This is a genomic window from Chryseobacterium sp. UYP7 (assembly GCF_056279225.1).
Genome location: NZ_JBWBQW010000004.1, coordinates 37,259 through 62,674, shown reverse-complemented (window position 1 = coordinate 62,674; position 25,416 = coordinate 37,259). Strand labels below are relative to the sequence as shown.

The window sequence follows — 25,416 nt, the reverse complement described above, 5'->3', positions numbered from 1 at the left end:
TGACCGACTCGGTAGCTCAGCTGGTAGAGCAATACACTTTTAATGTATGGGTCCTGGGTTCGAATCCCAGCCGGGTCACAAGCAAAAAATTTCGTCTCGTTCTCAATATTCGAGACGAATTTTTTTTGCCTGCGTGGTGAAATTGGTAGACACGCCATCTTGAGGGGGTGGTTTCCTATGGATGTGCTGGTTCGAGTCCAGTCGCAGGCACAACGCACATGAGCAATGAGTAATGTTCTTATGAGTAATGTAAAATTGCTTATTACCAATCACTCATTACTTATTTTTAAAACAGACCGACTCGGTAGCTCAGCTGGTAGAGCAATACACTTTTAATGTATGGGTCCTGGGTTCGAATCCCAGCCGGGTCACAAAATTACTTCTTCGGAAGTAATTTTTTTTTCATATTAATATTTTGTGATTTGGTGTTCGAAAATCTTCCCATAAAGAAGATTTTTGACGTTTTAAATGGAGAAATTAGTCATATTAATTTTCATCCATGATTTAAGAATTGTGCGAAAGCGATTGCAAAAATTTATTTCTGTGGAAATTTAAAACTCACGCAAGTGAAATATATTCATGTGTTTTTAATCTTTTTCTTTTTGAATAAATGATATAGATTTATAAATGTCTATTTCTTCATTATTTTTCTACCAATTATTTTGGCTCGGTTTTTTTTGGAGAGAACATCAATTTCTGTAGATATTTCGACTGTAGGATTTTACCTTTATATTTTAGCGATTTTATCATTTAACCGCAGGTGAAAAGCTTAACGTCATGAAAAATTTGGAATCAGTCTAAATGAATATTATCAATTAAACGAACATCATTTACCACAACTACGATAAACGCGCGATAATAATGACCTTTATAAAAGAAATCGGTTTTCTTTAAAGTAGCTTCATCGGCAATTTCGAAATATTCTAAAATCATTCCTCGCTGATCGTCGAAAATATCTTTCACGCGTTTGTTGATCTCCGGAACGGTAATAATTCTAAACCAATCATTAACTTTAACCAGAGTTTCATAAATTACTTTAGAAGCTTCGCGTTGATCAGGACTTAGTCTTTCGTTACGCGAACTCATCGCTAACCCACTTTCTTCCCGATAAATTTCGACCCCATGAATTTTTACAGGCAAATTTAATTTCTCTACTAATTTCTCAATAATAGCAAGCTGCTGAAAATCCTTTTTCCCGAAATAAGCATTGTCGGGTTTTACCTGGTGCAACAATTCTTCAACTACCGTTCCGACGCCATCAAAATGTCCGGCCCTGAATTTTCCTTCCATTTCATTTTCTAAACCATCAAAATCATAAGTCTTGCTTTTTAAACCATCCGGATATAAATCTGATACTTCCGGGATATAAACAGCATCAACAGATTCTGAATTTTCCAGAATATTAAGATCGTTTTCGATGTTGCGTGGATATTTTTTTAGGTCGGATGCATTATTAAACTGCGTAGGATTTACAAATATTGAAGAGATGACAAGGTCGTTTTCTTTCCGCGCTGCTTCATATAGGGAGATATGACCTTGATGAAGGGCACCCATTGTTGGTGCGAAGCCAATTTTCTTGCCCATTTCCTTCTGCCTTTCGATATAATCGAGTAAAGTCTTTTTTGTTTTAAAAATTTTCATAGCATATTATTATCTAGGTAAAAATAGGAATTTCTGGGAAAAAATTAACCACCTGAAAAGAAAATCTTTTGCCGAAAAATCAAGTGTTTGAAATAATAATTATTAAAATATGTTAATTAAAAATTATTCGTTTAAAATTTTGTAATTTTGCACGGTAGAATTTTCTGCTTTAAAATACGAACAACGATAGAATTTATGCCGAACCAAAAAGTATTATACGTCACCACCGAAATGTTTCCATACCAGGAAGATAGCAATATCGCAACCATGGTGAGTAAAATGGCGCTCAAAATGCACCAAGATGGTAATGATGTAAGAGTGTTTATGCCAAGATTTGGGCAAATTAGCGAACGTAAGTTTCAGCTTCACGAGGTGATCCGCCTTTCTGGAATGAACATTATTATTAATGATCTGGATCAACCTTTAATTATTAAAGTAGCCTCTCTACCGGGAGAACGGCTCCAGGTTTATTTCATCGATAACGATGAGTATTTCAAGAGAAAGCAATTTTACATTGATGATGAGGGAAAACCATTCACCGATAATGATGAGCGCGCTATATTCTTTGCGAGAGGAGTTATAGAAACGATTAAAAAGTTGAACTGGGTTCCGGATGTTATTCACTTAAACGGCTGGATGGCTTCGTTTATCCCTGTTTATTTAAAAACTTTTTACAAAAACGACTCTTATTTCAACGATTCCAAAATTGTTCTTTCTGTTTATAATGAAGAAGACTATGTTCTTTCTGATACCATAGAAGAAAAAATGAAATTCGACAATATTACAGCTCTAAATGCGTTTAAAAAACCAAGTTTTCAGAAATTCGTGATCGAAAGTATGGATTTGGTTGATGTAGTTATAAAAGGCGACGAGTTCTTACAAGATGAACTAAGTGCAGCTTTCGACAAGACCAAAACTACAAAGTCCGAGTATGTAAACGCTGATTCCATCGATAAGTTATACTAATCAATTTAAATTTTAATGATAAATAATATTCAAAAATTATTCAAAATTACCGCAACATTGGTAATTGGGAGTGTAATTTTATGGAGTTGCGAGCCGGATGCTGATCAGCTTGGTTCACAATTTTTTCAAAACGGTGCACAGGGCACAGAAACACCATATCCGATAATTGCCTATAATTCTGTAAACGGTCTGGGAGATACCATTCGTACAGATGCTGTTAGGCTGCAGAGTGCAACTTTAGGAGCATTTAATGAGCCCCAATTTGGATTGCAAAAATCTGCTTATGTAACGCAGGCGCGTTTAAGTATTTATGGGCCTGATTTTGGAGTTAATCCGGTTTTAGATTCTGCCGTTTTGGTCATTAAACCTTTATATGCTACAGATTCTTTAACCACTACAACTGTTGAGGATTATATTTACCCAGATGGAGCAGTAGCTGCGAAAAAAGTAGTTTCTAATTATCCTGTTATTAAATATGGTAAGGCAAAAATAAACGGTAAAACAATCCTTAATATTAAAATTAATGAAGTTCTCGATTTTCTTGGATCAGGAAGTGATCAGGTAAGATCTAATAAAACTGTAAATACGGGATCTTTGGTGGGTTCAAAAATTTTTAATGGTAGTGTAAGCGCTGTTAAAATTACGGGTGACGCAGATAATAAAACACTTTACGAAAGAGGTCCAACCATTCGAATCCCTATGGATTCAACCTTTTTTCAGAATAAAATTATTAAAAGTCCTGCCACCAATCTAACAGATGCAGCTTCTTTTATCAGATATTTTAAAGGACTGAAAATATCGGTTGACGAAAACGACGGCTATATCTTTAATTTCGATCCTAATGCGATCGTGGTAAACTTATACTATAAGAATGGTGATGCAGCGACTCGGGAAGATGCTACTTTTATATTGAATTTAGGACCGGATAATGTTCATTTTAGTCAGATTGATTTTGATAGAACAGGAACTCCTTCTGAAACAGCAATTACAAATCGAAATGAAGTTAGCGGAGATCCTAAAATATTTGCGCAGGGAATGGGCGGACCTGGAATTGGACTTCGTGTTCCCGCTGCTACGGTGGCCACGATTAAAGATCTATATAATAATGATAAGATAGGAATAATTTCTGCAAAAATTCGAATTTTTACCGATGTAACCAGCTGGGATAACAGCTATAAAAAACCTGATTATTTTGTAGTAAGACAACGTGATTTAACGAAGCCAGTAGGTGAGCAGTATTTAAATGATTATCTTACAGATATGAACTTATTAGCTTACACAGGACTTTACAATTTGGTAAAAGCCTTTGATCTCGAAAAAAATCCGGCTTATTATGATATAGGAATTACGCAAACCTTTAAAGATATCATCGAAAAAGAAGCGAAAAATAATGATCTTATTTTAAATGTAGGTAATTACACTACAGATGACAAGGGGAATTTGGCAGGATTGGGCTTATCTTATTTGGGTCAGCAGAATTTTAATACAAGATCTTTCACACCCTTTAGAGCAGTGTTTGTAGGTACAGATGCAGGAAATGAGAGAAGCGCTAAGTTGATTTTAACTTACGGAAAGAAATAATAATAAATAAAGAGGAATATATATGTGTGGTATTGTAGGATATACGGGCTTTCAAGATGCTTATGAAGTAGTAATAAATGGTCTTCGCAGATTAGAATATAGAGGATATGACAGCGCAGGGATCGTTTTAGAGGAAGGAACAAGTTTTGATGTTGCGAAAACTAAAGGCAAAGTTGAAGATTTAGTAGCAATTTCGAAAAATCTTGCAGGTAAATCACATGTTGGTATGGGTCACACGAGATGGGCGACTCACGGAGTGCCAAGTGATCGGAATTCGCATCCACATCTTTCAAACAACAGTAAAATAGCTTTAGTACATAATGGGATCATCGAAAATTACGATACCATTAAAACAATGCTTACCGAAAAAGGATTTACTTTTCAATCTGAGACCGATACTGAAGTTTTAGTAAATCTTATTCAGTATTTTATGGATATTAATGTTGATATTGATTTTCCAACTGCAGTTAGATATGCATTGAATGAAGTTTACGGAGCTTATGCAATTACGGTAATGCATGATGATTATCCAGGATTATTGGTAGTTGCGAGATTAGGTTCTCCGCTGGCAATTGGTTTAGGAACTAACGAATATTTTATAGCTTCAGACGCTTCTCCTTTCGTTGAATTTACGAAAGAAGCTGTTTATCTGGAAGAAGGCCACATGGCAACGATTTCATTAGAAAATGGAGTGGATATTCGAAACATTAAAGACAACGCGAAAATAATTCCCGAAATTCAACAGCTTAAATTAAGCTTAGAACAAATTGAAAAAGGAGGTTACGAGCATTTCATGTTGAAAGAAATTTTCGAGCAGCCAAAATCAATTCATGATACTTTAAGAGGCAGATTGTTGGTAGATGAAGGCATTATTAAAATGGCCGGGATCTGGGATAATCTCGAAAGATTGAATCAGGCGCAAAAAATAACCATTATCGCTTGCGGTACTTCCTGGCACGCAGGTTTAATTGGGGAATATCTGATCGAGGAATTTGCAAGAATTCCTGTTGAAGTGGAGTATGCTTCAGAATTTAGATATAGAAACCCAATCATCACTGAGAAAGACATCGTGATCGCAATTTCTCAGTCTGGAGAAACTGCAGATACTATGGCTGCGATTAAAATGGCCAAAGAAAAAGGAGCTTTCGTCTATGGAATTTGTAATGTAGTTGATTCTTCAATTTCAAGGATCACCGATGCAGGTTCTTACACGCACGCCGGACCAGAAATCGGTGTAGCTTCTACAAAAGCATTTACAGCTCAACTAACCGTTCTTTCTTTAATTGCATTAAAATTAGGGAAACATAACGGTCAGTTAAGCAATCAGGAATTCATGAAATTGATTACTGAACTTGATGCATTGCCAAAAAAAGTTGAGGAGGTTTTAGAAACCACTCACGAAATCACAAAAGAAATTGCGAAGAATTTTATCGACGCACAAAACTTCCTTTATTTAGGTAGAGGTTATAATTTCCCTGCAGCTTTAGAAGGAGCTTTAAAATTAAAGGAGATTTCTTACATTCATGCAGAAGGTTATCCGGCTGCAGAAATGAAACATGGTCCAATCGCCCTGATCGACGAAAATATGCCGATCGTAATTATCGCACCTAAACAGGGTCATTATGATAAAATAGTGAGTAATGTCCAGGAAATTAAGGCAAGAAAAGGAAAAGTAATTGCGTTGGTCAACAAAGGGGATACTCAGGTTTCTTCCGTAGCGGATTACGTGATTGAGTTCCCGGAAACTTCCGAATGTTTTTCTCCCATCATCGCTTCCATACCGTTGCAGCTATTAGCTTACTATATCGCAGTTTACAGAGGTGCAAATGTGGATCAACCTAGAAATTTGGCGAAATCTGTGACTGTGGAATAAAAAAAATGTTAATTTTTATGAAATAATCCAAACATTTTTTCGTTTTGGAAAAAAAATCATAATTGTTTTTCTAAAAAATTATATATTTACCGCTTAATTTCAAAAAATAGCATGAACAAAATATTTCTTGTATTACTATCCGCCACTCTAATAATTTCGTGTTCCAAAAGGGGCAGTTCTACCGCTGGTAAGCCCGGAGTTAAAGGTGAACTGGTTCCAAAAGGAAAGTCTAAATCATTTGTTGCAGAAAGACCTTACGGAATGGTTGCCATACCTGCAGGATCTTTTGTAATGGGTCTTGCTGATCAGGACTTTACCGATACTCCAGAAAAAGCAACGCTTAAAACAGTAACTGTTTCTTCATTTTTTATGGATGAGACAGAAATTACCAATGCAGAATACCGTGTATTTATTAATTATGTACGTGATTCTGTTGTACGCTCTTTGTTAGCAGAAGCTGCTGGAGATGGTGGTACTGAGGGAGACGGAGAAGCGATTGGAGATTACGCTTACTTAGGTAAAAAAGCGGGTGAAGACAAAACAGCTTATCAGGAGTTTATGGATTCTCAGGGCGGAAGAGATGGTTATGATGAATCTAAAAAATTAGACTGGAACGTTCCTTTACGCTGGAAAACTTCAGAATATCCGGATGCTCAATATGCAGAGATCTTAGAATCAGTTTATATTCCACCTGCAGAAAGAATCAATAACGAAAGAATTATCGACACCAGAAAATTGCTTTATGCTTTTAAATGGGAAGATATAGAATCTGCTGTCAAAGATAAATCCAGAGGTGCAAAATATTTGAAAAAAGAAAGTATCGCTGTTTATCCTGATACCACGGTTTGGATCAAAGATTTTAATTACGCTTATAACGAACCGCTTTACGATGGATATTTCTGGCACAGTGCTTACAAAAATTATCCTGTTGTTGGTGTAACCTGGGATCAGGCAAGAGCTTACTGTAATTATAAATCTAAATTGAAATCTGATTACAACGAATCCCTGAAAAAGAAAAAACAGAAAGCAATGGCTTTCCGTCTTCCAACCGAAGCGGAGTGGGAATATGCGGCAAGAGGTGGTAAAGAAAATGCAACTTACCCTTGGGGTGGCCCTTATTTGCAAGATGACAGAGGATGTTATTTAGCGAATTTTAAACCGAAACGTGGTAATTATATCGAAGACGAGAAGAAAGGTACTTTTACATACACTGCTCCCGTGAAACAATTTGCTAAAAATGGTTTTGGATTGTATGATATGGCTGGAAACGTTGCAGAGTGGACAGAATCTCCATACAACAATTCAACCTACGAATTTGCATCTACTCTAAATCCCTACTTATCTAATCAAGCTTATAAAGAGGTGAGAAAATCTGTAAGAGGAGGATCCTGGAAAGATGTTGGGTATTTATTAATGAATGGTGCCAGAGATTACGAAAGAAAAGATTCTGCCAGAAGTTATATCGGTTTTAGAACCGTGCAGGATATTCCGGAAGGTACAGCGAAGTTCAAAAAAAGAACCAACTAGATTTAAAAAAAAATAAACAAATAATTCTTACTAACTAATAAATTAAAGCCATATGTTTAAAACTAAAGAAGCAACTTACAATTTCATCTATTCAATTGGAGCTGCAATTGTAATTTTGGGTGCCCTTTTTAAAATGACTCACTGGAGTATAGGTCCTCTTACCGGAAATGTAACGTTGGCTATCGGTTTGATTACTGAAGCGATTATCTTTACGATTTTTGCATTCGATATCCCAAAATCTGAAGAATCTTATGCTTGGGAAAACGTATATCCAGAGTTGTTAGACTCGCATGCAGAAGCAAACCCAAAACATTCTTCTTTAGCTTTACAATCTGCAGAGGTGAAAGAGTTAGAAACTTCTTTATCAGATAAATTAGACAAAATGCTGGCTGATGCAAAATTAGATGTTAGTCTTTTCGACAGATTAAGAACGGGAATCGACAAGTTTTCAACTTCTGTTGATCAAATTAACCAAACGGTTGATGTTACTGGTTCTACGCAAAAATACAATGATCAGTTAATACTAGCTGCAAGTCATTTAGAAAGCATGAATGCATTGTATTCTCTTCAGTTAGAGCACGGTAAAACGCAAACTGAATACAGTAAAAAATATGTTGAAGATATGCAGAAATCTGCTGCTCATTCAGAGAAATTTAATGAAGAATTAACAGGATTAACCTCAAACCTAAATAGTCTTAACAGAGTTTACGGCGGAATGCTTAGCGCAATGAAATCATAGTTTCCTATCCATTTATAAATAAAATTTAAACTATTAACAAAATTTACTAAAAATGGCACAAGGAAAACAGACGCCTCGTCAGAAGATGATCAACTTGATGTATCTGGTGTTCATTGCAATGCTTGCAATGCAGATCGACCAGGAGATCATTAGATCCTATAAAGATACGACCGGTTCTTTGGAAGAAACCAGAACCTTAACTGAAAATAACAATAGTATTTTCGGGAAAACTTTAGAAGCTAAGGCTGCTAATACTCCCGAAACTTTTTCTGCTCCTTTGGCAAATTATAAAAAATTAGAAGCGGTATCCGACGATCTGGTTCAAAGTATAGAGGGTTTAAAGTTAGAGCTCAGTAAAGAAGCAGAATACAACAAAAACGAACTCGATATTCAGGAGAGTTTTGCGTCACTAAATAATACAGAACCTTCAACCAATATGTTTTTTACAGGCGGTGATGAAAATAATCCATCAAAAAAAGCGGCTGACTTAAAACTAAAAATTGAGGCTTTTAAAAGCTTTGTGAATCAAACATTCGGATCTAACAACTTAATGAAGGCAGTAGTTGCAAGAACCAATAAGCAAATGCTTACGGAATATAAAGAACTTAGAAACGGTAAGAATTGGGTTCAGTATAAATTTTACAACCAACCTTTAATTGCGGCACTTTCAAATTTAGAAGTTATTCAATCTTCTGCTAGAGGAATTCAAGGTGATGCATTATCAGTAATGCTTCAGGAAAAAGTAGATGCAGACATTAAGTTTGATGCTTATTCTGCAATAGTTTCTGCACCAACAATGGTTGTTCAGGGCGAAACTGCTCAAGGTAAAGTAGCGATCGGTAATTATTCCAGCAATGTTCCGGGATTAACCATGCCAGGTTTAACCATAACAAATGGAGAAGGAGTTCGTAATTTAGATACGGGTTCTTTAGGCGATAAATCGTTTGCAGGAACAATTTCCTTTAAAGACGTAAACGGAAAAGATCATCCTTTAACTTATAATCATCCTTATACGGTAGTTCCCGGATCAAAAGAAGTTGCTTTTGAAAGCGGTGCCTTATTATCTGCAGACAAAATGCAGGTTTTATACAGAGGTTTACCAAATCCAATTTCAGGTTCGATCCTTGGAGCAAATAATGGACAAACAACATTATCTGCATCTGGAGCCGGAGTTTCTAAAACAGGAGGTGGTACATGGGTTGTAACACCAGGATCTGGAACCAGTACAACATTAACGATTTCTGGTAAAGGACCAAAAGGTGAAACGATCTCTAAAGCTTTCCCTTTCAGAATCAAAAATGTTCCGCCACCAATTGGATTGATTCAGGGTAAAAATATTGTGTCAATGCCTGCAAGTTCAATTCCTAATCAGAAAGTTTCTGCAGACATGCCAGATTTCGATTTCCCGGTAACTTTTACGGTAAACAGTTTTATGTTTAAAGTTCCTGGAAAAGCAGCAATGCTTGTTAACGGGAGTTCTTTAAGTTCTGTTGGCAATCTTACAAAAGGCCTTAGAAATGGTGATATTGCTTACGTATTTAATATTCAGGCAACCGCTACAGGACTTGGTAATCAGCAGTTAAAAAACATAGGAAACGTCATAATAAACGTGCAATAAAATCGTTACTGATTTAATAATTAAGTTGTCTTTAGTACAAAAATTTTAGAATGAAAAAGGTCATATTAATAGTTCTTGCTTTAAGTTTCAGCTTTGCTGGAGCGCAAACTAAGAAAAAAACGAAAAGAAAAGCCAAGCCTAAAACTGCGGCTGTGGTAGCTGCAAAACAGGAAGAAGGTGCTGATATGGGCAATATTGATTCCTTGGTTAACGCCTACGCCACGCCAGCGATTCCAGAAGAGCCTATTAATTCTATGTCGATTTTGAATGCAAAGTCTCCCGAATCTTTCCGAAAATTTCGTGAGTTGGGAATGATCAAGCAAGGTGATTCTATGGTTTCTACCAGAAAAACTCCTTTAAAATATGGCTTTATTGAAGACAAGGACATCTTGAAAAGCATGGTCGTTTGGGAAATTATTGATATGAACGATAAGTTGAATCAACCTTTTTACCACAATGAAGACGGTTTGGTTTCTCAAAATAAATCATTGTATCAAATTTTATTCGATGCGATTAATGACGGCAGAATCAAAGAAGTCTATGATGACGAACTTTTTTCTATTAGATTAGATCCAGACGCCATTCAGGCCAGAATCAAAAATGCTGTAATGAGCGATGCTGGTATCGATAAGCTGAACGAGAGCGGGACACTGACGGACGAAGAAAAGAAAGAATTTACCAATGTTTACGAGACTAAAACTGAAAATGTAAAAGTTTTGAAAATTAAGGGAATGTGGTATATTGACCGAAGAGACAGTCAGATGAAATACCGATTATTAGGAATTGCCGCGATGGGACAAGATCCAGCAACAATGGGCCAATATGGACCAGATGGACAACCTTTAGCAGCGAAAGATGAATTGATCGATCTGTTCTGGGTGTATTATCCGGATGCGCGGGAAGTTTTAGCAAACTCTATTGTTTTTAACAGTAAAAATCTTGCTTCAGATATTTCCTTTGATGATTTATTGAACGCCCGTCGATTTTCTACCATCATTTATAAATCAGATAACGGTTTAGGAAACGGAGTTATTAAAGATTATATTCCACGTGATGCAGATGCACAGTTAGAAGAAAGCGAAAGAATTAAAGGACAGATCCTCCAAATGGAAAACGATATGTGGAATTATTAATTTCACTCGAAAATATCCCAAAACCTGAGTATTTTTACTCAGGTTTTTTTTATTGAATTTTTAGACCGATAAAAATGAAAAATGTTGATTATATTATTGTAGGCGATGGTTATGCCGGGATTTTTTTTGCACACCAGTTAATAAAGCATAACAAATCTTTCGTTATTTTTTCAGGCAATCAAAATGGAGCTTCCAGAGTTTCCGCCGGTGTCATTAATCCCGTAGTATTAAAAAAGTTCACTACATTTTGGTTGGCGGAAGAGCAGATTGACTTCCTCACCAAAACCATGGACGAGATCGAAACTTACACTGGAAAAAATTATTTGATTCACGAAAATATACACCGCATTTTTCATGATGAAAACGAAAAGGAACTGTGGCTCAGTAAAACTGAAACGGAGGAATTGGGACCGTTTTTGAATCCTGAATTTCAGACTTTAGATACTATAAGAAATCCTTTTGGAACAGGCTCTGTCAAAAAATCTGCCCGACTGAATGTTGAAGCGTTTTTTAACGATTTTTCAGATTATTTCCAAAAGAATAATATTTTGGTTCAGGAAGACTTCGATTACGAGAAGATTTCTGATCATAGTTACAAAGACTTTAACTTTAAACATATCGTATTTTGCGAAGGAATGGGAGTACGGAAAAATCCTTTCTTCGGCGATATTCCTGTTATTCCCAATAAAGGACATCATCTAAAAGTCAAACTCTCCCAAAAGTTAAATCATCAGCATACATTAAAGAAAAAGCATTTTCTTTTTCCACTGAATGAAGAATCTTACTATTACGGTGGAACTTACGATCCCAACGAACGGGAGAATGAAATTGATGACTTTAAAACCCAGGAATTGACGGAAAGTTTGCAATCATTTTATCCGCATAAGTTTGAAATTGAAGAAATTAATTATGGTTTTCGGCCAACCGTAAAAGACCGACGACCTATTCTTGGAAACCATCCAGACCATTCTAATTTTTATATTTACAATGGTTTAGGTGCCCGTGGAATTTTAAATGGATGTTACTTTTCCCTCGAACTTTTTGAGCACATCGAAAATAGAAAAATTTTAACGCCCGAAGTCGATATAAAGAGATTCATCAAGTAAAAATACACAGAGTCTGTCGAGAGTGAAAACGCTTCTAAAACATTTCCTCAATATCATTATAAAAATTCAGGTCCTAAGAAATATATTTCGCTTTAAAATATCTTGCATTCATTTCTGCTATGTTGCTGATGGAAATATCCACCGGACATTCTACTTCACAAGCACCGGTGAAACTGCAGCTTCCAAAATTTTCCAGATCCATTTGGACAATCATTTCTAAAGTTCGGCGATGTTCTTCCGGTTTTCCTTGTGGCAATCTGTTCAAATGATTTATTTTTGCAGAAGTAAACAGCGCAGCAGAAGCGTTCTTACAAGTCGCAACACAAGCACCACAACCAATACAAGCTGCAGCATCCATCGCACTATCCGCAATTTCTTTCGGAATTAGAATTGAATTTGCTTCAGCCGCCGTTCCCGTTTTAGTCGTAATAAATCCGCCCTGTTCTATAATGCGGTCAAAAGCAGACCGGTCAACCACCAGATCTTTAATGACAGGAAATGCACTTGCTCTCCAAGGTTCTACCACAATGGTATCGCCATCTTCAAAGCTTCGCATGTGCAATTGACAAGTCGCAGTATTTGCAAGTGGTCCATGTGCTCGACCATTGATAAAGACACCACATTGTCCGCAAATTCCTTCCCTGCAATCATGTTCAAAAGCGATGACTTTTTCGTTTTTCAAAACCAGCGTTTCATTTAGATGATCTAAAGCTTCAAGAAAAGACATTTCCTCATTGAGTCCATCTGTTTCGTAAGTCATGAAGGAACCTTTAGCTTCGAAATTTTCCTGTCTCCAAATTTTAAATGTTACTTTCATTGAGATGTTTTTATTGCGTTGATGAGAAGTTTATAAATATATTTCGAATTTTTAAAGTAGTCTGAATTACTTGTAGTTTCGAACGGTAGGTTTTTCAAATTCAAAATCTAAGTGTTCTTTGTGTAAAATAAAATCGCCACCATTATATTCCCAGGCAGAAACATAGGCGAAATCTTGATCATTCCGAAGTGCTTCTCCATCTTCAGTTTGATATTCTTCCCGGAAATGTGCTCCACAGGATTCATCCCGTTGCAAAGCGTCGATACACATCAATTCTGCTAAATCAATAAAATCTGCCAGACGCAAAGCTTTTTCTAACTCACGATTTAATTCATTTTCATGACCTGTGATTTTAACGTCTTTCCAAAATTCTTCCCTTATTTTTCTGATTTTAATAATAGCAGCTTCCAAACCTTTCTTATTGCGACTCATCGCACATTCCTGCCACATCACTTTCCCTAATTCACGATGGAAATCGTCCACTGTTCGGCTTCCCTTAATCGCCAGAATTTTTTGAATTTGTTCTTTAACTTCATTCTCAATTTTCAGGAATTCTGAATGTTCTGTTCCCGGATGCTTCTCTTTTAATTCTCCTGCTAAATACGTATTAATGGTATTCGGTAGAATAAAATATCCATCAATACTGGCTTGGAGAAGCGAGTTCGCACCCAAACGATTTGCGCCATGATCAGAATAATTGCATTCGCCGATCGCGTATAAGCCCGGGATTGTGGTCATTAATTCATAATCGACCCAAAGTCCACCCATAGAAAAGTGCGCCGCTGGAGAAATTTTCATAGGTTCTTCGTAAGCATTTATTCCTGTTATCTTTTCATACATTGAAAACAGATTTCCATAGCGGTCTTCAATTTCTTTTTTACCAAAATTTTCGATTGCATGTTTAAAATCCAAATAAACTGCATTTTTAAAAGTTCCGACTCCGTGTCCGGCATCAATTCTTTCCTTTGCAGCGCGGGAAGAGATATCTCTCGGTGCCAGATTTCCAAAACTTGGATATCGCCTTTCCAAATAATAATCCCGTTCTTCTTCCGGAATTTCGCCAGGTTTCCGAGGGTCCTCTTTATTTTTAGGTACCCAGATACGACCGTCATTTCGCAGGGATTCCGACATCAAAGTGAGTTTCGATTGGGCGTCGCTGGATTGTGGGAGCGCCGTTGGATGAATTTGGGTAAAACTGGGCGCCGCGAAATAAGCACCGCGTTTGTGAGCTTTCCAGATGGCACTTCCGTTGCAGCCAATTGCCAAAGTTGACAATCTAAACACGCGTGAATATCCACCAGTCGCCAGAACTACAGCATCAGCGGCGAAACGTTTTATTTCTCCCGTCGTTAATTCTCTGGCAATCACGCCTTTTGCTTTTCCCTCAATAATAACGATATCAAGAATTTCATGTCTCGGCAACATTTCAACTTTTTTTGCCCTGATCATTTTATATAATTGAGAATAAGCTGCGATTAATAATTGCTGACCAGTTTGTCCTCTGGCGTAAAAAGTTCGCTCTACCTGAACACCACCAAAACTTCGGTTAACCAGGACGCCACCATATTCTCTAGCAAATGGAACTCCTTGCTGCACAAAATGGTCAATTAAAGGAGCAGATAATTCTGCCAGACGGTAAGTGTTCGCTTCTCTAGATCGGAAATCTCCACCTTTCAAAGTATCATAAAACATGCGATAAACACTGTCACCATCATGTTGATAGTTTTTTGCAGCATTAATTCCACCTTGTGCAGCCACAGAATGTGCACGTCTAGCAGAATCCTGATAACAAAAACATTGGACCTCATAGCCAAGTTCGGCTAAAGTTGCGGCGGCACCTGCTCCTGCTAAACCAGATCCAACAACAATAATATTTAATTTCTTTTTGTTGGCCGGATTAATTAATTGCGCTTTCGCCTGATAATTTTGCCATTTATCTTCCAGCTTACCTTCCGGAACTTTTGCATTGAGTTTCATATCAGCTAAAATAACGAATTATTACCTTGGAAGCGAATCCAGTGAGTGCGATTACTCTTTTTACGATAGATGTCATATTAAAGGGCCGACGTATTTCTTGTAATATTTATTGGAGAATTCGCACTTCGTTTTAACAAACTAAATTCAAAATAACATTTAAATTTTTTTGAAAAGGTTGTGCGATGAGTATAAATTCTGAAAATTTTTTATCAAAAATAATTTTAAGAGTTACAATCAATGCTTAAAATAAGAAATTTCATAGTTAATAACCATTCGTTGGCTGAATGTTTGTTCCTGTTTTAGAACTGAAGAATAAGATAACAAAAGATGACTAATTAATCTTAAACTAAATTCAGCGCTTCCTTACCGATTTCACAGGCTTTCACAGCTATAATCGACATAAGAAATTCACTGTTCAAGAAGAAATATTACACTATGGAAAATAACGATTTAATTCAGAAAAGTATCGACACCGTAAGGGTTTTATCTGCAGATGCGGTGCAAAAAGCAAATTCCGGACATCCCGGAACACCAATGGCTTTAGCTCCTCTGGGCCACGTTTTATGGTCGGAAGTCATGAAGTATAATCCGAAAAATCCTGAGTGGGTAAACCGCGATCGATTCGTTCTTTCTTGTGGTCACGCCTGCATGTTGCAGTACAGTTATCTGCATTTAACGGGATATGAAATCTCTTTAAAGGATATCGAAAATTTTCGTCAACTTCACAGCATTACAGCAGGTCATCCTGAATACGGATTAACTCCCGGAATCGAAGTAACCACCGGACCTTTAGGACAGGGATTTGCGAATGGAGTAGGAATGGCGATCGCACAACAGTATATGGCGAAACGTTACAATCAACCGGATTTTAATATCTTCGACTATCATATTTATGCGATCTGTAGCGATGGTGATTTAATGGAAGGAGTTACAGCAGAAGCAGCTTCTTTTGCGGGCCATCTTGGATTGGGAAATATGATTTATTTCTATGACAGCAATCACATTACTATTGAAGGTGATACCGATCTGGCTTTTGATGAAGATGTTTCCAAACGTTTTGAAGCTTACGGATGGCATGTACAAAACCTTTCCGATATTAATGATCTGGAAGCTCTTTCTGCCGCCATCAAAAATGCAAAAGAAGAAACAACCCGGCCTTCCTTAATTAAAGTCCGAAGCATTATTGGTTACGGAAGTCCGAATAAAGAAGATACCGCCGCTGCTCACGGTTCGCCTTTGGGCAAAGATGAAGTTCGTTTGGTGAAAGAAAATTTCGGTTTTGATCCGGATAAAAGTTTCATCATCCCCGAAGAGGTTGCCGATTTTTACCATGACGCTGGAAAAAAAGCTGCTCAGAATGAAACTGACTGGAACGAACTCTACAAAAATTACAAAGAACGCCATCCAGATTTAGCCAAAGAATATGAAGACATTACTGCAGGAAAATTACCTGAAGGATGGAAAGAAAAACTTCCCGTATTTGAAGCGGGTGAAGACTTAGCCACCAGAAAAGCTTCCGGTAAAACTTTAAATGCCATCGCCGAATATTTTCCGCAACTCATTGGTGGTTCTGCAGATCTTGCACCTTCTACAGATACCAATCTCGACGATTATAAATCGTTTTCGCCTAAAAACCGAGACGGACGAAACTTCCACTTTGGAATTCGCGAACATGCGATGGGAGCCGTTTTGAACGGAATGGTTTTGAGTAATTATCTTATTCCTTATGGTGCAACATTTTTGATCTTTTCTGATTATATGCGGCCACCTTTAAGATTAGCGTCCATCATGAAAATTCGTCCGATCATGGTTTATACGCATGACAGCATTGGTTTGGGAGAAGATGGAACAACGCATCAACCGGTTGAACAACTGATCGGATTAAGAACGGTTCCAAACATGACCGTTATTCGTCCCGCCGATGCAAATGAAACTGCTCAGGCTTGGCGCGTTGCCCTTGAACATAAAGATGGTCCGGTTTGTATTGTCTTAACTCGCCAGGGAATTCCGATCATCGATCAGAAAAAATATGCAAGCGCAGAAAATCTTGAAAAAGGAGCGTACATTCTTTCAGATTCCGAAGGCGAACCAGATGTAATTCTTATCGCCTCAGGTTCAGAGGTTCAATTAATTATGGGAGCCCAGGAACAGTTGAAGAAAGAAAATATTCACGCAAGAGTAGTAAGTATACCATGTTGGAATCTATTCGACAAGCAAAGCGCAGATTACCGTGAAAAAGTTTTCCCCAAAAAAATTCGAAAACGTTTGGCAGTTGAAGCAGGATCTCCAGTTGGCTGGATGAAATATACTACTGATGATGGTGACGTAATCGGAATTGAAAAATTTGGAGAATCCGCCCCTGCAGAACAAATTTTTGAAGAGTACGGATTTACGGTAGAAAACGTCATGAAAAGAGCACGGGATTTGCTTTTAAAGGAAGACTGAGATGTTTTTAACTTCTATTTCTTCCATCACTTCTAACGAATTCAAATAAAAAATGTCCAACAAACCTCTCCAAATCGGAATTTGTGCAGACCACGGCGGTTTTGAACTTAAAGACAAAATCATTTCCTTTTTAAAGGAAAATAATTTTCAACCCGTTGATTTTGGTGCAACGGAATTAGACAATGCGGATGATTTTCCGGATTATGTTATTCCACTCGCCAAAGCTGTTGCAGCGGGAGAAGTTTTACGTGGGATTGCCATTTGTGGCAGTGGGGTCGGTGCCTGTGTTGCAGCTAACAAAATATCAGGCGTAAGAGCTGCATTAATTACAGATTATTTTTCATCACATCAAGGCGTGGAGGACGATGACATGAATTTGATCTGTCTTGGCGGTCGCGTAACAGGATACGCAAGTGCTGAAGAATTGGTTCTGGCTTTTCTCAACGCGAAATTCATAGGAGCTGAAAGACATTTGAGGCGACTGAAGAAGATTCAGAACTTAGAAAACCAATCTTTATAACAATGTCACTTTTCCTTCCTCACTTTAAGAATTATTAATTTTAAAACAATCAAAATGAATTCATTAAATAAAATAAGAAACTTAGGTCAAAGTATTTGGCTTGATTTATTAGACCGCGAAATAATGACTTCGGGTAAACTACAAAGTCTCATTGATACCGACGATTTGCGGGGTCTTACTTCCAATCCTTCAATATTTGAAAAAGCTATCAGTGGAAGTTCAGATTATGACGAAGATATTGTGAAACTTTCAAAAACAGAAACCGACAATTCCGCTATATTTTTCGATTTGGCCATTGATGATATTCAGAAAGCTGCCGATATTTTTAAACCGGTTTACGATAAAACCAATGGCGAAGATGGTTTTGTTAGTTTAGAAGTTTCTCCTTATTTGGCAAAAGATACTGATGGAACGATTTCACAGGCGAGAGAACTCTGGAAAAGAGTCGACCGTAAAAATGTGATGATCAAAATTCCTGGAACCAAAGAAGGATTGATCGCCATTCGGGAATGTTTGCGCGAAGGAATTAATATTAATGTAACCCTGCTTTTCGGACTTCCGAGATATCGGGAAATTACCGAGGCTTTTATGGGTGGACTGGAAGATCGCCTCGCGGAAGGTAATCCCATTAAAGACGTCGCTTCTGTAGCGAGTTTCTTCCTCAGCAGGATAGATGTTATGGTCGATCCAATGTTAAAAGAAAAAAACGCAGAAAATTTATACGGAAAGATAGCGATTGCTTCTGCAAAACAAGCTTATCAGATTTATCTGGAAATGATTTCGAGCGATCGTTTTAAAAAATTAGTAGAAAACGGCGCCCAAAAACAGCGTGTACTTTATGCAAGTACCGGTACGAAAGATCCGACCTTCAGCGATGTGGTTTATGTAGAAAGTATCATTGGAAAAGATACCATCAACACTCTTCCGATTGAAACGATTGATGCTTTTCGTGACCATGGAAATGCGGAAGAAACTTTAACAACCGGTTTAAAGGAAGCAAATGAAGCAATGCAGGAATTGAAAGATAAAGGAATTGATATTGATCAAATTACACACAAGCTGGAAGATGAAGGAATTGAAAAATTCAACCAGGCTTATGAAAAATTGATCAAAAGTATCGACAGTCAAAAACGAAAACTTTAAACAATGGTCGATTTTGATGTTTCGAAAATTAAGGTAGTTTTTATGGATATTGGTGGAGTTTTGCTCACCAATGGTTGGGATCACGAATCGCGCGAAAAGGCGTCGAAAGTCTTTGGCTTTGATTACACCGAAATGAATATTCTTCATAATTTCATTTATAATGTTTTTGAAATCGGCAGTATTTCGCTGGATGAATATCTGGATACCGTTTTATTTCATCAACGCAGAGATTTTTCAAAAGAGGATTTCAAACAGTTCATGCTTGAAGAATCTGTGGAATTACCGGAAATGCTCGAGTGGTCAAAATCCTGGAAAAAGCGAACTGATTTCGCAGTATTTGCGCTAAGTAATGAAAGTGCGGAACTCAATGATTATCGGATCAAGACTTTTAAATTACACGATCTCTTTGACGGATTCTTTTCCTCCTGTTATTTAAAAATGCGGAAACCTGATCCTAGAATTTATCAAAGAGCCATGGAAATTGCGCAGGTTAAACCATTTGAATGTGTTTATTTTGATGATCGACCCATGTTGGTTAACACTGCTAAAAAAACCGGAATGAACACGATTCTTCATCAGGATTTTGAAACCTCAAAAAATATTCTTGAAAATTTTACACGAAAATAATACTATTAAATGAGCATAGCAGGATTCGCTCACAACGACTAATCCTATGCGAATTGCATTTTTACCATTAAAAATAATATACTTAAAAAGATGAAACACGAAAATAAAAATCAAAATGCTTTTGGAATGATCGGTTTGGGAACGATGGGTTCCAACCTCTTACAAAATATCGCCGATCACGGCTATGCTTGTGCAGGATACGATAATAATACGAATGCCGTTGACAAGCTTAATAATTTAAAAAATGAAAATATCCATGGGTTTTCAGATTTAAAAGAATTTACGGACAGTCTTAAAAGTCCGAAAATTGTAATGATGTTGGTTCCTGCGGGAGAGATCGTAGACAGCGTCATCAAAGATTTATTAACAGTTTTAGATAAAGGAGATATTATCATCGATGGTGGAAATTCCCATTTTACCGATACAGAAAGACGTTATTTAGAACTGGAAAAAAAAGGTTACCATTTTGTAGGAATGGGTGTTTCCGGCGGTGAAGAAGGCGCAAGAAGAGGTCCAAGCATGATGCCGGGAGGAGATAAAGAGGCCTATAAAGTTTTAAAACCCATCTTAGAAAAAATTGCAGCTCACGTGAATGGCGAACCAACTGTTGCTTTTATGGGCGAACGTTCCGCGGGACATTTTGTAAAAATGGTTCACAATGGAATTGAGTATGCGATCATGCAATTAATTTCTGAAACCTACGAGATTATGAAAAATGGTCTTCAAATGGAGAATCAAGAGATAGAGAAGGTTTACAAGAAATGGAATGAAGGCCGCCTAAAATCCTACTTATTAGAAATTACGGCAGATATTTTCACGTATAAAAATGAGGGCGAAGATCATCTTTTATTAGACAGTATTAGAGATCAGGCGAAAGCTAAAGGAACCGGAAAATGGACTTCTCAGGCAGCGATGGATTTACATCTTCCAACTCCGATTATTGATATATCTGTTTCGATGCGGGATCTCTCCAGCCTGAAAGAGTTACGGGTTGAAGCTTCCAAAGTTTATGCGGATTCTACAGAAATGAAATATCAAACTAATCATTCTGAGTATTGCGTAAAGCTAGAAAGTGCCTTTTATTTTGCCATGGTTTCCGCTTATGCACAAGGAATGCACCTTCTTTATCAGGCGAATATCGAGTTTAAATACAACTTGAATTTAGATACCATTGCGAAGATCTGGCGTGGCGGCTGTATTATTCGATCCGAATTTTTAGAAGATATTTACGCCGCTTTCAATAAAAATCCGCAATTGCAACATTTACTTTTGAATGGTGAGGTTGCGAAAACTTTAACTCAAAGTATTCTAAACATCCGTGCGATTGTCTCAGATGCTGCTCTTCACGGGATCTCGACTCCCGCTTTTTCAGCTTCGTTAAGTTATTTTGATAATTTCAGAAATGAAAATATGCCAACGAATTTAATTCAGGCACAACGTGATTATTTCGGATCTCATACTTATGAATTGAAAGCGAAGGAAGGTGTTTTTCATACCAAATGGATGATGGAAAATATCAAGGAGTAATTCAATCTAAATCATCATATTTATAAAAATAAAAAATGCCAAACAGTTCATACATAAAAGCAAATCCTACCGTTTTAATAATTTTTGGCGGTAACGGAGATTTAACCAAACGGAAAATTATTCCGGCCCTCTACAATCTATTTCTCGATAATCGACTGCCCGAAAAGTTCGCCATCATAGGAACTTCCAGAACGAAATTTACTGATGAAAAGTACCGCAATATGTTGTTGGCGGGAATTAATGAATTTTCCCGAACCGGTAAAGCAAAGAAAGAAGATTGGGCAATATTTTCCGCAAATATTACTTATCAGGCAGCCAATATAAAAGATGTTGCATCGTATAATGACTTCGAATCCAGCATTAGCAAATTAAAAGAGGAATGGAAACAGGATCCTGCAATTTTGTACTACTGTGCAGTTTCTCCAGATCTATTTTGCACCATTGCAGAGAATGTTTCGAAAAGTAAATTAGAAAATAATAAGGATACGACGCGCATCATTATTGAAAAACCTTTTGGTCGGGATCTGGAATCTGCAAAGGGATTAAATACCAAGTTACTCACCATTTTCGACGAAAAGCAGATCTACAGAATCGATCATTATCTCGGAAAAGAAGTCGTTCAAAATGTCATGGCTTTCCGATTTGCAAATACGATCATGGAGCCTTTGTGGAATCGGACTCATATTGAACATGTTCAGATCTCGGTAAGTGAACAGATCGGTGTCGAAGATCGCGGAAGTTACTTTGATCACGCCGGCATTTTGCGTGATATGATTCAAAATCATCTCTTACAGTTATTGTGCATTATTGCCATGGAACCGCCCGTCAACTTCGACGCAGATCTGGTGCGCGATAAAAAAGTAGAAGTTTTAAAAGCCATGCGGAAAATCGTTCCCGGAATGATTGACAAGATCGCAGTTCGGGGTCAATACGGATCAGGTTGGGTTCAGGGCAAAGAAGTTCCAGGTTATCGCGACGAAGTTGATGTTGATCCAAATTCTAATACTGAAACCTACGCTGCCATGAAATTTTATGTGGACAACTGGCGTTGGCAAGGGGTTCCGTTTTACCTGCGTACCGGAAAAAGATTATTTAAATCAGCGTCTCATATTATCATCCAGTTCAAGGAGGTTCCTCATAATATGTTTACGAATAAAGAGGAAAATCTTCCGAAACAGAACAGACTTATTATCAGCATCCAACCTGATATGGCGATAAAATTCCAATTGGAAAGTAAAACTCCGGGTCTTGAAATGACTTTGAATACTGTGGATATGGTTTTCGATTATGAGGGAAGAACCAAAATCGATTCGCCGGAAGCTTACGAAACGCTTCTTTTAGACGTCATTTCTGGTGATCAAACACTCTTTATGCGAGCTGACCAGGTGGAAGCTGCATGGGAAGTAGTGATGCCGGTTCTCGACTATTGGGAAAATAATAAAATGGCTGATTTTCCAAATTATCCTGCCAATTCCTGGGGTCCGGAAAATGCAGAAGCACTAATTGCAAAAGACGGTTTTCACTGGATCAACTTACCTGAAAAAAATAAAACTGATAAGTAATGGAGATGGAAATATTTAAAACGATCGATGAGGTAATTCATGCCTTAGCACAAGATATTTGCAAAGTTGCTGAAGAAGCAATTCAAACCCGCGGACAATTTAATTTTGTGCTTTCTGGTGGAAGTTCACCGAAAAAACTATACGAATTGTTAGCTTCCGACCATTATAGAGATAAGATCGACTGGGATAAAACCTATTTTTTCTTTGGCGATGAAAGGTTTGTTCCCGCCGGTAATTCTCAACGGAATTCTGTTATGGTTGAAGTAGCTTTATTTGAACCCTTAAAGATTAAAAGCTCCAATATTTTTGAGATCGACACTTCGGGTTCACCAAAAGAATCTGCACAGAAATATTGGGATTCAATTTCAAAACATTTTGAAGGAAAATTGGTGGAGTTTGATTTCAATCTTTTAGGACTTGGAGACAATTCGCACACTGCGTCACTTTTCCCAAATACTTCGGTCCTCGATGAAAAGGAAGCAACCATTAAATCAATTTTTGTAGAGGAAGTTAATATGGATCGAATTACGATGACGGCGCCGCTAATTAATCAGTCCCGAAATATTGCATTTCTCGTTTTCGGAGAGGGAAAAGCAGAAGCAGTCTTTCATATTCTGGAAGATAAAAGCGGATCTTCAAATGAGTTTCCCGCACGCTTAATAACGGGAGATCAAAAAGAAGTCAAGTGGTTCATGGATGAAACCGCAGCCTCAAGATTACAGAAAGTTAGATGATCTTAAAAACAATGTTCTAAAAAGTGAGTGAGATTTTTCATCATAAAATCGTAAAGAATAAATTTTATTACGTAAATAAGTTTATTTCTATAGATAATATTTTACGAATTTTCATCGCCAAACTTTCCTTAGCAATTTTCTATTTAAAAAATAGAAGTCGATGTCGTTTTAGTTTTCATCCGTCTTGCAAATTATATTATCAAATACTAAAAAATTTAAAAAATGTTCCCAAAAATAAATCCTAGTGAAACCGCTGCCTGGAAAACCTTGATTTCTCACCAATCCGACATGAAAGAGGTTGCGATGAAAGATCTTTTTAAAGATGACCCAAAAAGATTTGAAAAAATGTCTCTTCAACTGGAGACGATACTTTTTGATTATTCGAAAAATTTGATGACTGAGGAAACGCTGGAAAAACTTTTGAATTTAGCAGAAGAGTGCAAGGTAAAAGAGGCTATGGACGCCATGTTTGCGGGAGAAAAAATTAATGGGACCGAGAATCGCGCCGTAATGCACACCGCTTTACGAAATTTCTCGGATCAATCTTATCATATTGATGGCGAAGACATCATGCCGGAGATTCGGGAAACCCGCCAAAAGATGAAAGCCTTCTGTGAAAAAATACACAGTGGCGAATGGAAAGGATATTCTGGCAAAAAAATAAAAAACATTGTCAACATAGGAATTGGGGGCAGCGATCTGGGACCTGTGATGGTAACAGAAGCGTTGAAACCATATTGGGTCGGGGGAATTCAGGCTTATTTTGTGTCTAATGTTGATGGAACTCAAATCGTGGAAACACTCAAACATCTGAATCCAGAGGAGACACTTTTCACCATTGCCTCTAAAACTTTTACAACGCAGGAAACCATGACCAACGCTCAAACTGCACGCGACTGGTTTTTAAGTTCTGCGAAAAATGAGAAATTCGTCGCGAAACATTTTGTCGCGCTTTCAACAAATGCGGAAGGGGTGAAGAAATTTGGAATTGACCCCGAAAATATGTTTGTATTTTGGGACTGGGTCGGCGGTAGATACAGTCTTTGGAGCAGCATCGGACTATCGATCGCGCTCACGATTGGGTACAATAATTTTGAGCAGTTGCTTAAAGGAGCCGAATCCACCGATCAACATTTCAGAACTACAGATTTTAAAGAAAATATTCCGGTGATTATGGCTTTGATTGGTTTGTGGTACACCAATTTTTTTGGATCAGAAACAGAAGCTATTTTTCCATATGATCAATACTTGCACCGATTTCCCGCCTATTTTCAACAGGGAAATATGGAAAGCAACGGTAAACATACAGACCGAAATGGGAATAATGTAAACTACGCGACCGGTCCTGTTGTTTGGGGTGAACCCGGAACCAACGGTCAACACGCGTTTTATCAACTTATTCATCAGGGAACGCATTTAATTCCGTGTGATTTTATTGCACCTGCGATTAGTCATAATCCTACGGGAGAGCATCATAAAATATTGGTTTCAAACTTTTTTGCGCAGACGGAAGCGCTGATGAACGGCAAAACTGCAGAACAAGTAGAAAAGGAGTTGAAAGAAAGCGGAATGGAAAAATCCGACCTGGAGAAACTCATTCCCTTTAAAGTTTTCACCGGAAATAAACCGACGAATTCTTTCCTGTTGAAAGAGATCACGCCTTTTTCTCTGGGCGCATTAACGGCACTTTACGAACATAAAATTTTTGTGCAGGGCGTAATCTGGAACATTTACAGCTTTGATCAATGGGGCGTAGAACTCGGTAAACAATTAGCCCAGAAAGTACTTCCAGAGCTGGAGAATAACGATGAGGTGAAATCCCACGATGCTTCAACGAATGGCTTGATCAATGCTTATAAAAAGTGGAGAAAAGAATAATT

At 37.5% G+C, this 25,416-nt stretch carries 19 protein-coding genes and 3 tRNA genes; 19 read left to right on the top strand and 3 right to left on the bottom strand.

Annotated elements, in window-relative coordinates; genetic code table 11:
* Positions 1-5 precede the first annotated feature (5 nt).
* The 3 genes from ACZ9HT_RS09650 to ACZ9HT_RS09640 all read left to right on the top strand — a co-directional run bounded on the left by ACZ9HT_RS09650 (position 6) and on the right by ACZ9HT_RS09640 (position 371).
* Positions 6-78: transfer RNA gene (locus ACZ9HT_RS09650), tRNA-Lys, on the top strand.
* A 49-nt stretch (positions 79-127) separates the two neighbouring features.
* Positions 128-210 (top strand) — tRNA-Leu (locus tag ACZ9HT_RS09645).
* A gap of 88 nt (positions 211-298) precedes the next feature.
* Positions 299-371 (top strand) — tRNA-Lys (locus ACZ9HT_RS09640).
* Between the two features lie 421 nt (positions 372-792).
* On the opposite strand, the gene panC is transcribed toward ACZ9HT_RS09640, so the two are convergent.
* Positions 793-1,641 (bottom strand): pantoate--beta-alanine ligase, encoded by an 849-nt coding sequence (gene panC / locus ACZ9HT_RS09635; protein ID WP_476040277.1) that lies wholly within the window; start codon positions 1,639-1,641, stop codon positions 793-795.
* Between the two features lie 195 nt (positions 1,642-1,836).
* Between panC and ACZ9HT_RS09630 the strand changes: the two genes are divergently transcribed.
* The 8 genes from ACZ9HT_RS09630 (at position 1,837) to ACZ9HT_RS09595 (ending at position 12,184) form a co-directional block, all read left to right on the top strand.
* Complete coding sequence (locus tag ACZ9HT_RS09630) at positions 1,837-2,607, top strand: glycogen/starch synthase (RefSeq protein ID WP_476040276.1); 771 nt, start codon at positions 1,837-1,839, stop codon at positions 2,605-2,607.
* A gap of 15 nt (positions 2,608-2,622) precedes the next feature.
* Positions 2,623-4,188, top strand: coding sequence for a DUF4270 family protein (locus tag ACZ9HT_RS09625; protein WP_476040275.1), 1,566 nt, complete (start codon positions 2,623-2,625; stop codon positions 4,186-4,188).
* A 22-nt stretch (positions 4,189-4,210) separates the two neighbouring features.
* Positions 4,211-6,061 carry a glutamine--fructose-6-phosphate transaminase (isomerizing) gene (gene glmS / locus ACZ9HT_RS09620; protein ID WP_476040274.1) on the top strand — a complete coding sequence of 617 codons (1,851 nt, stop codon included), beginning with the start codon at positions 4,211-4,213 and terminating at the stop codon, positions 6,059-6,061.
* Between the two features lie 111 nt (positions 6,062-6,172).
* Positions 6,173-7,588: a T9SS ring complex lipoprotein PorK/GldK gene (gene porK / locus ACZ9HT_RS09615; protein ID WP_476040273.1), complete on the top strand. Its 1,416-nt coding sequence runs from the start codon at positions 6,173-6,175 to the stop codon at positions 7,586-7,588.
* Positions 7,589-7,640: 52 nt separating this feature from the next.
* Entirely contained in the window at positions 7,641-8,327 is a 687-nt protein-coding gene (porL, locus tag ACZ9HT_RS09610; protein WP_476040272.1) for a type IX secretion system motor protein PorL/GldL, read from the top strand.
* A 52-nt stretch (positions 8,328-8,379) separates the two neighbouring features.
* Positions 8,380-9,945: a type IX secretion system motor protein PorM/GldM gene (gene porM, locus ACZ9HT_RS09605; RefSeq protein ID WP_476040271.1), complete on the top strand. Its 1,566-nt coding sequence runs from the start codon at positions 8,380-8,382 to the stop codon at positions 9,943-9,945.
* A gap of 254 nt (positions 9,946-10,199) precedes the next feature.
* Positions 10,200-11,078: a type IX secretion system ring subunit PorN/GldN gene (gene porN, locus ACZ9HT_RS09600; protein WP_476040514.1), complete on the top strand. Its 879-nt coding sequence runs from the start codon at positions 10,200-10,202 to the stop codon at positions 11,076-11,078.
* 74 nt (positions 11,079-11,152) lie between these two features.
* Positions 11,153-12,184, top strand: a complete 1,032-nt coding sequence (locus ACZ9HT_RS09595; RefSeq protein ID WP_476040270.1) for an NAD(P)/FAD-dependent oxidoreductase — start codon at positions 11,153-11,155, stop codon at positions 12,182-12,184.
* A gap of 73 nt (positions 12,185-12,257) precedes the next feature.
* On the opposite strand, the gene ACZ9HT_RS09590 is transcribed toward ACZ9HT_RS09595, so the two are convergent.
* Positions 12,258-13,001: a succinate dehydrogenase/fumarate reductase iron-sulfur subunit gene (locus ACZ9HT_RS09590; protein ID WP_476040269.1), complete on the bottom strand. Its 744-nt coding sequence runs from the start codon at positions 12,999-13,001 to the stop codon at positions 12,258-12,260.
* A 66-nt stretch (positions 13,002-13,067) separates the two neighbouring features.
* On the bottom strand, positions 13,068-14,978 hold the full coding sequence (locus ACZ9HT_RS09585) for a fumarate reductase/succinate dehydrogenase flavoprotein subunit (protein ID WP_476040268.1): 1,911 nt from the start codon (positions 14,976-14,978) through the stop codon (positions 13,068-13,070).
* Positions 14,979-15,413: 435 nt separating this feature from the next.
* On the opposite strand from ACZ9HT_RS09585, the gene tkt reads away from it, so the two are divergent.
* The 8 genes from tkt (at position 15,414) to pgi (ending at position 25,414) form a co-directional block, all read left to right on the top strand.
* A complete protein-coding gene (gene tkt, locus ACZ9HT_RS09580; protein ID WP_476040267.1) occupies positions 15,414-17,423 on the top strand; it encodes a transketolase in 2,010 nt (669 codons plus the stop codon).
* Positions 17,424-17,475: 52 nt separating this feature from the next.
* The gene (locus tag ACZ9HT_RS09575; RefSeq protein ID WP_476040266.1) at positions 17,476-17,943 is read left to right on the top strand and encodes an RpiB/LacA/LacB family sugar-phosphate isomerase; all 468 of its coding nucleotides are present in this window, start codon (positions 17,476-17,478) and stop codon (positions 17,941-17,943) included.
* 54 nt (positions 17,944-17,997) lie between these two features.
* Entirely contained in the window at positions 17,998-19,086 is a 1,089-nt protein-coding gene (gene tal / locus ACZ9HT_RS09570; RefSeq protein ID WP_476040265.1) for a transaldolase, read from the top strand.
* A gap of 3 nt (positions 19,087-19,089) precedes the next feature.
* Positions 19,090-19,713 carry an HAD-IA family hydrolase gene (locus tag ACZ9HT_RS09565; RefSeq protein WP_476040264.1) on the top strand — a complete coding sequence of 208 codons (624 nt, stop codon included), beginning with the start codon at positions 19,090-19,092 and terminating at the stop codon, positions 19,711-19,713.
* Positions 19,714-19,803: 90 nt separating this feature from the next.
* A complete protein-coding gene (gene gndA, locus ACZ9HT_RS09560; RefSeq protein WP_476040263.1) occupies positions 19,804-21,240 on the top strand; it encodes an NADP-dependent phosphogluconate dehydrogenase in 1,437 nt (478 codons plus the stop codon).
* 35 nt (positions 21,241-21,275) lie between these two features.
* On the top strand, positions 21,276-22,802 hold the full coding sequence (zwf, locus tag ACZ9HT_RS09555) for a glucose-6-phosphate dehydrogenase (protein ID WP_476040262.1): 1,527 nt from the start codon (positions 21,276-21,278) through the stop codon (positions 22,800-22,802).
* A gap of 5 nt (positions 22,803-22,807) precedes the next feature.
* A complete protein-coding gene (gene pgl / locus ACZ9HT_RS09550; RefSeq protein WP_476040261.1) occupies positions 22,808-23,536 on the top strand; it encodes a 6-phosphogluconolactonase in 729 nt (242 codons plus the stop codon).
* A gap of 222 nt (positions 23,537-23,758) precedes the next feature.
* Positions 23,759-25,414 (top strand): glucose-6-phosphate isomerase, encoded by a 1,656-nt coding sequence (gene pgi / locus ACZ9HT_RS09545; RefSeq protein ID WP_476040260.1) that lies wholly within the window; start codon positions 23,759-23,761, stop codon positions 25,412-25,414.
* The last annotated feature ends 2 nt before the right edge of the window (positions 25,415-25,416 follow it).

What these genes read in the sequence shown, in the direction of transcription:
- panC (WP_476040277.1), bottom strand. Translation starts at nt 1,641, where the DNA reads ATGAAAATTTTTAAAACAAAAAAGACTTTACTCGATTATATCGAAAGG.
- ACZ9HT_RS09630 (WP_476040276.1), top strand. Translation starts at nt 1,837, where the DNA reads ATGCCGAACCAAAAAGTATTATACGTCACCACCGAAATGTTTCCATAC.
- ACZ9HT_RS09625 (WP_476040275.1), top strand. Translation starts at nt 2,623, where the DNA reads ATGATAAATAATATTCAAAAATTATTCAAAATTACCGCAACATTGGTA.
- glmS (WP_476040274.1), top strand. Translation starts at nt 4,211, where the DNA reads ATGTGTGGTATTGTAGGATATACGGGCTTTCAAGATGCTTATGAAGTA.
- porK (WP_476040273.1), top strand. Translation starts at nt 6,173, where the DNA reads ATGAACAAAATATTTCTTGTATTACTATCCGCCACTCTAATAATTTCG.
- porL (WP_476040272.1), top strand. Translation starts at nt 7,641, where the DNA reads ATGTTTAAAACTAAAGAAGCAACTTACAATTTCATCTATTCAATTGGA.
- porM (WP_476040271.1), top strand. Translation starts at nt 8,380, where the DNA reads ATGGCACAAGGAAAACAGACGCCTCGTCAGAAGATGATCAACTTGATG.
- porN (WP_476040514.1), top strand. Translation starts at nt 10,200, where the DNA reads ATGTCGATTTTGAATGCAAAGTCTCCCGAATCTTTCCGAAAATTTCGT.
- ACZ9HT_RS09595 (WP_476040270.1), top strand. Translation starts at nt 11,153, where the DNA reads ATGAAAAATGTTGATTATATTATTGTAGGCGATGGTTATGCCGGGATT.
- ACZ9HT_RS09590 (WP_476040269.1), bottom strand. Translation starts at nt 13,001, where the DNA reads ATGAAAGTAACATTTAAAATTTGGAGACAGGAAAATTTCGAAGCTAAA.
- ACZ9HT_RS09585 (WP_476040268.1), bottom strand. Translation starts at nt 14,978, where the DNA reads ATGAAACTCAATGCAAAAGTTCCGGAAGGTAAGCTGGAAGATAAATGG.
- tkt (WP_476040267.1), top strand. Translation starts at nt 15,414, where the DNA reads ATGGAAAATAACGATTTAATTCAGAAAAGTATCGACACCGTAAGGGTT.
- ACZ9HT_RS09575 (WP_476040266.1), top strand. Translation starts at nt 17,476, where the DNA reads ATGTCCAACAAACCTCTCCAAATCGGAATTTGTGCAGACCACGGCGGT.
- tal (WP_476040265.1), top strand. Translation starts at nt 17,998, where the DNA reads ATGAATTCATTAAATAAAATAAGAAACTTAGGTCAAAGTATTTGGCTT.
- ACZ9HT_RS09565 (WP_476040264.1), top strand. Translation starts at nt 19,090, where the DNA reads ATGGTCGATTTTGATGTTTCGAAAATTAAGGTAGTTTTTATGGATATT.
- gndA (WP_476040263.1), top strand. Translation starts at nt 19,804, where the DNA reads ATGAAACACGAAAATAAAAATCAAAATGCTTTTGGAATGATCGGTTTG.
- zwf (WP_476040262.1), top strand. Translation starts at nt 21,276, where the DNA reads ATGCCAAACAGTTCATACATAAAAGCAAATCCTACCGTTTTAATAATT.
- pgl (WP_476040261.1), top strand. Translation starts at nt 22,808, where the DNA reads ATGGAAATATTTAAAACGATCGATGAGGTAATTCATGCCTTAGCACAA.
- pgi (WP_476040260.1), top strand. Translation starts at nt 23,759, where the DNA reads ATGTTCCCAAAAATAAATCCTAGTGAAACCGCTGCCTGGAAAACCTTG.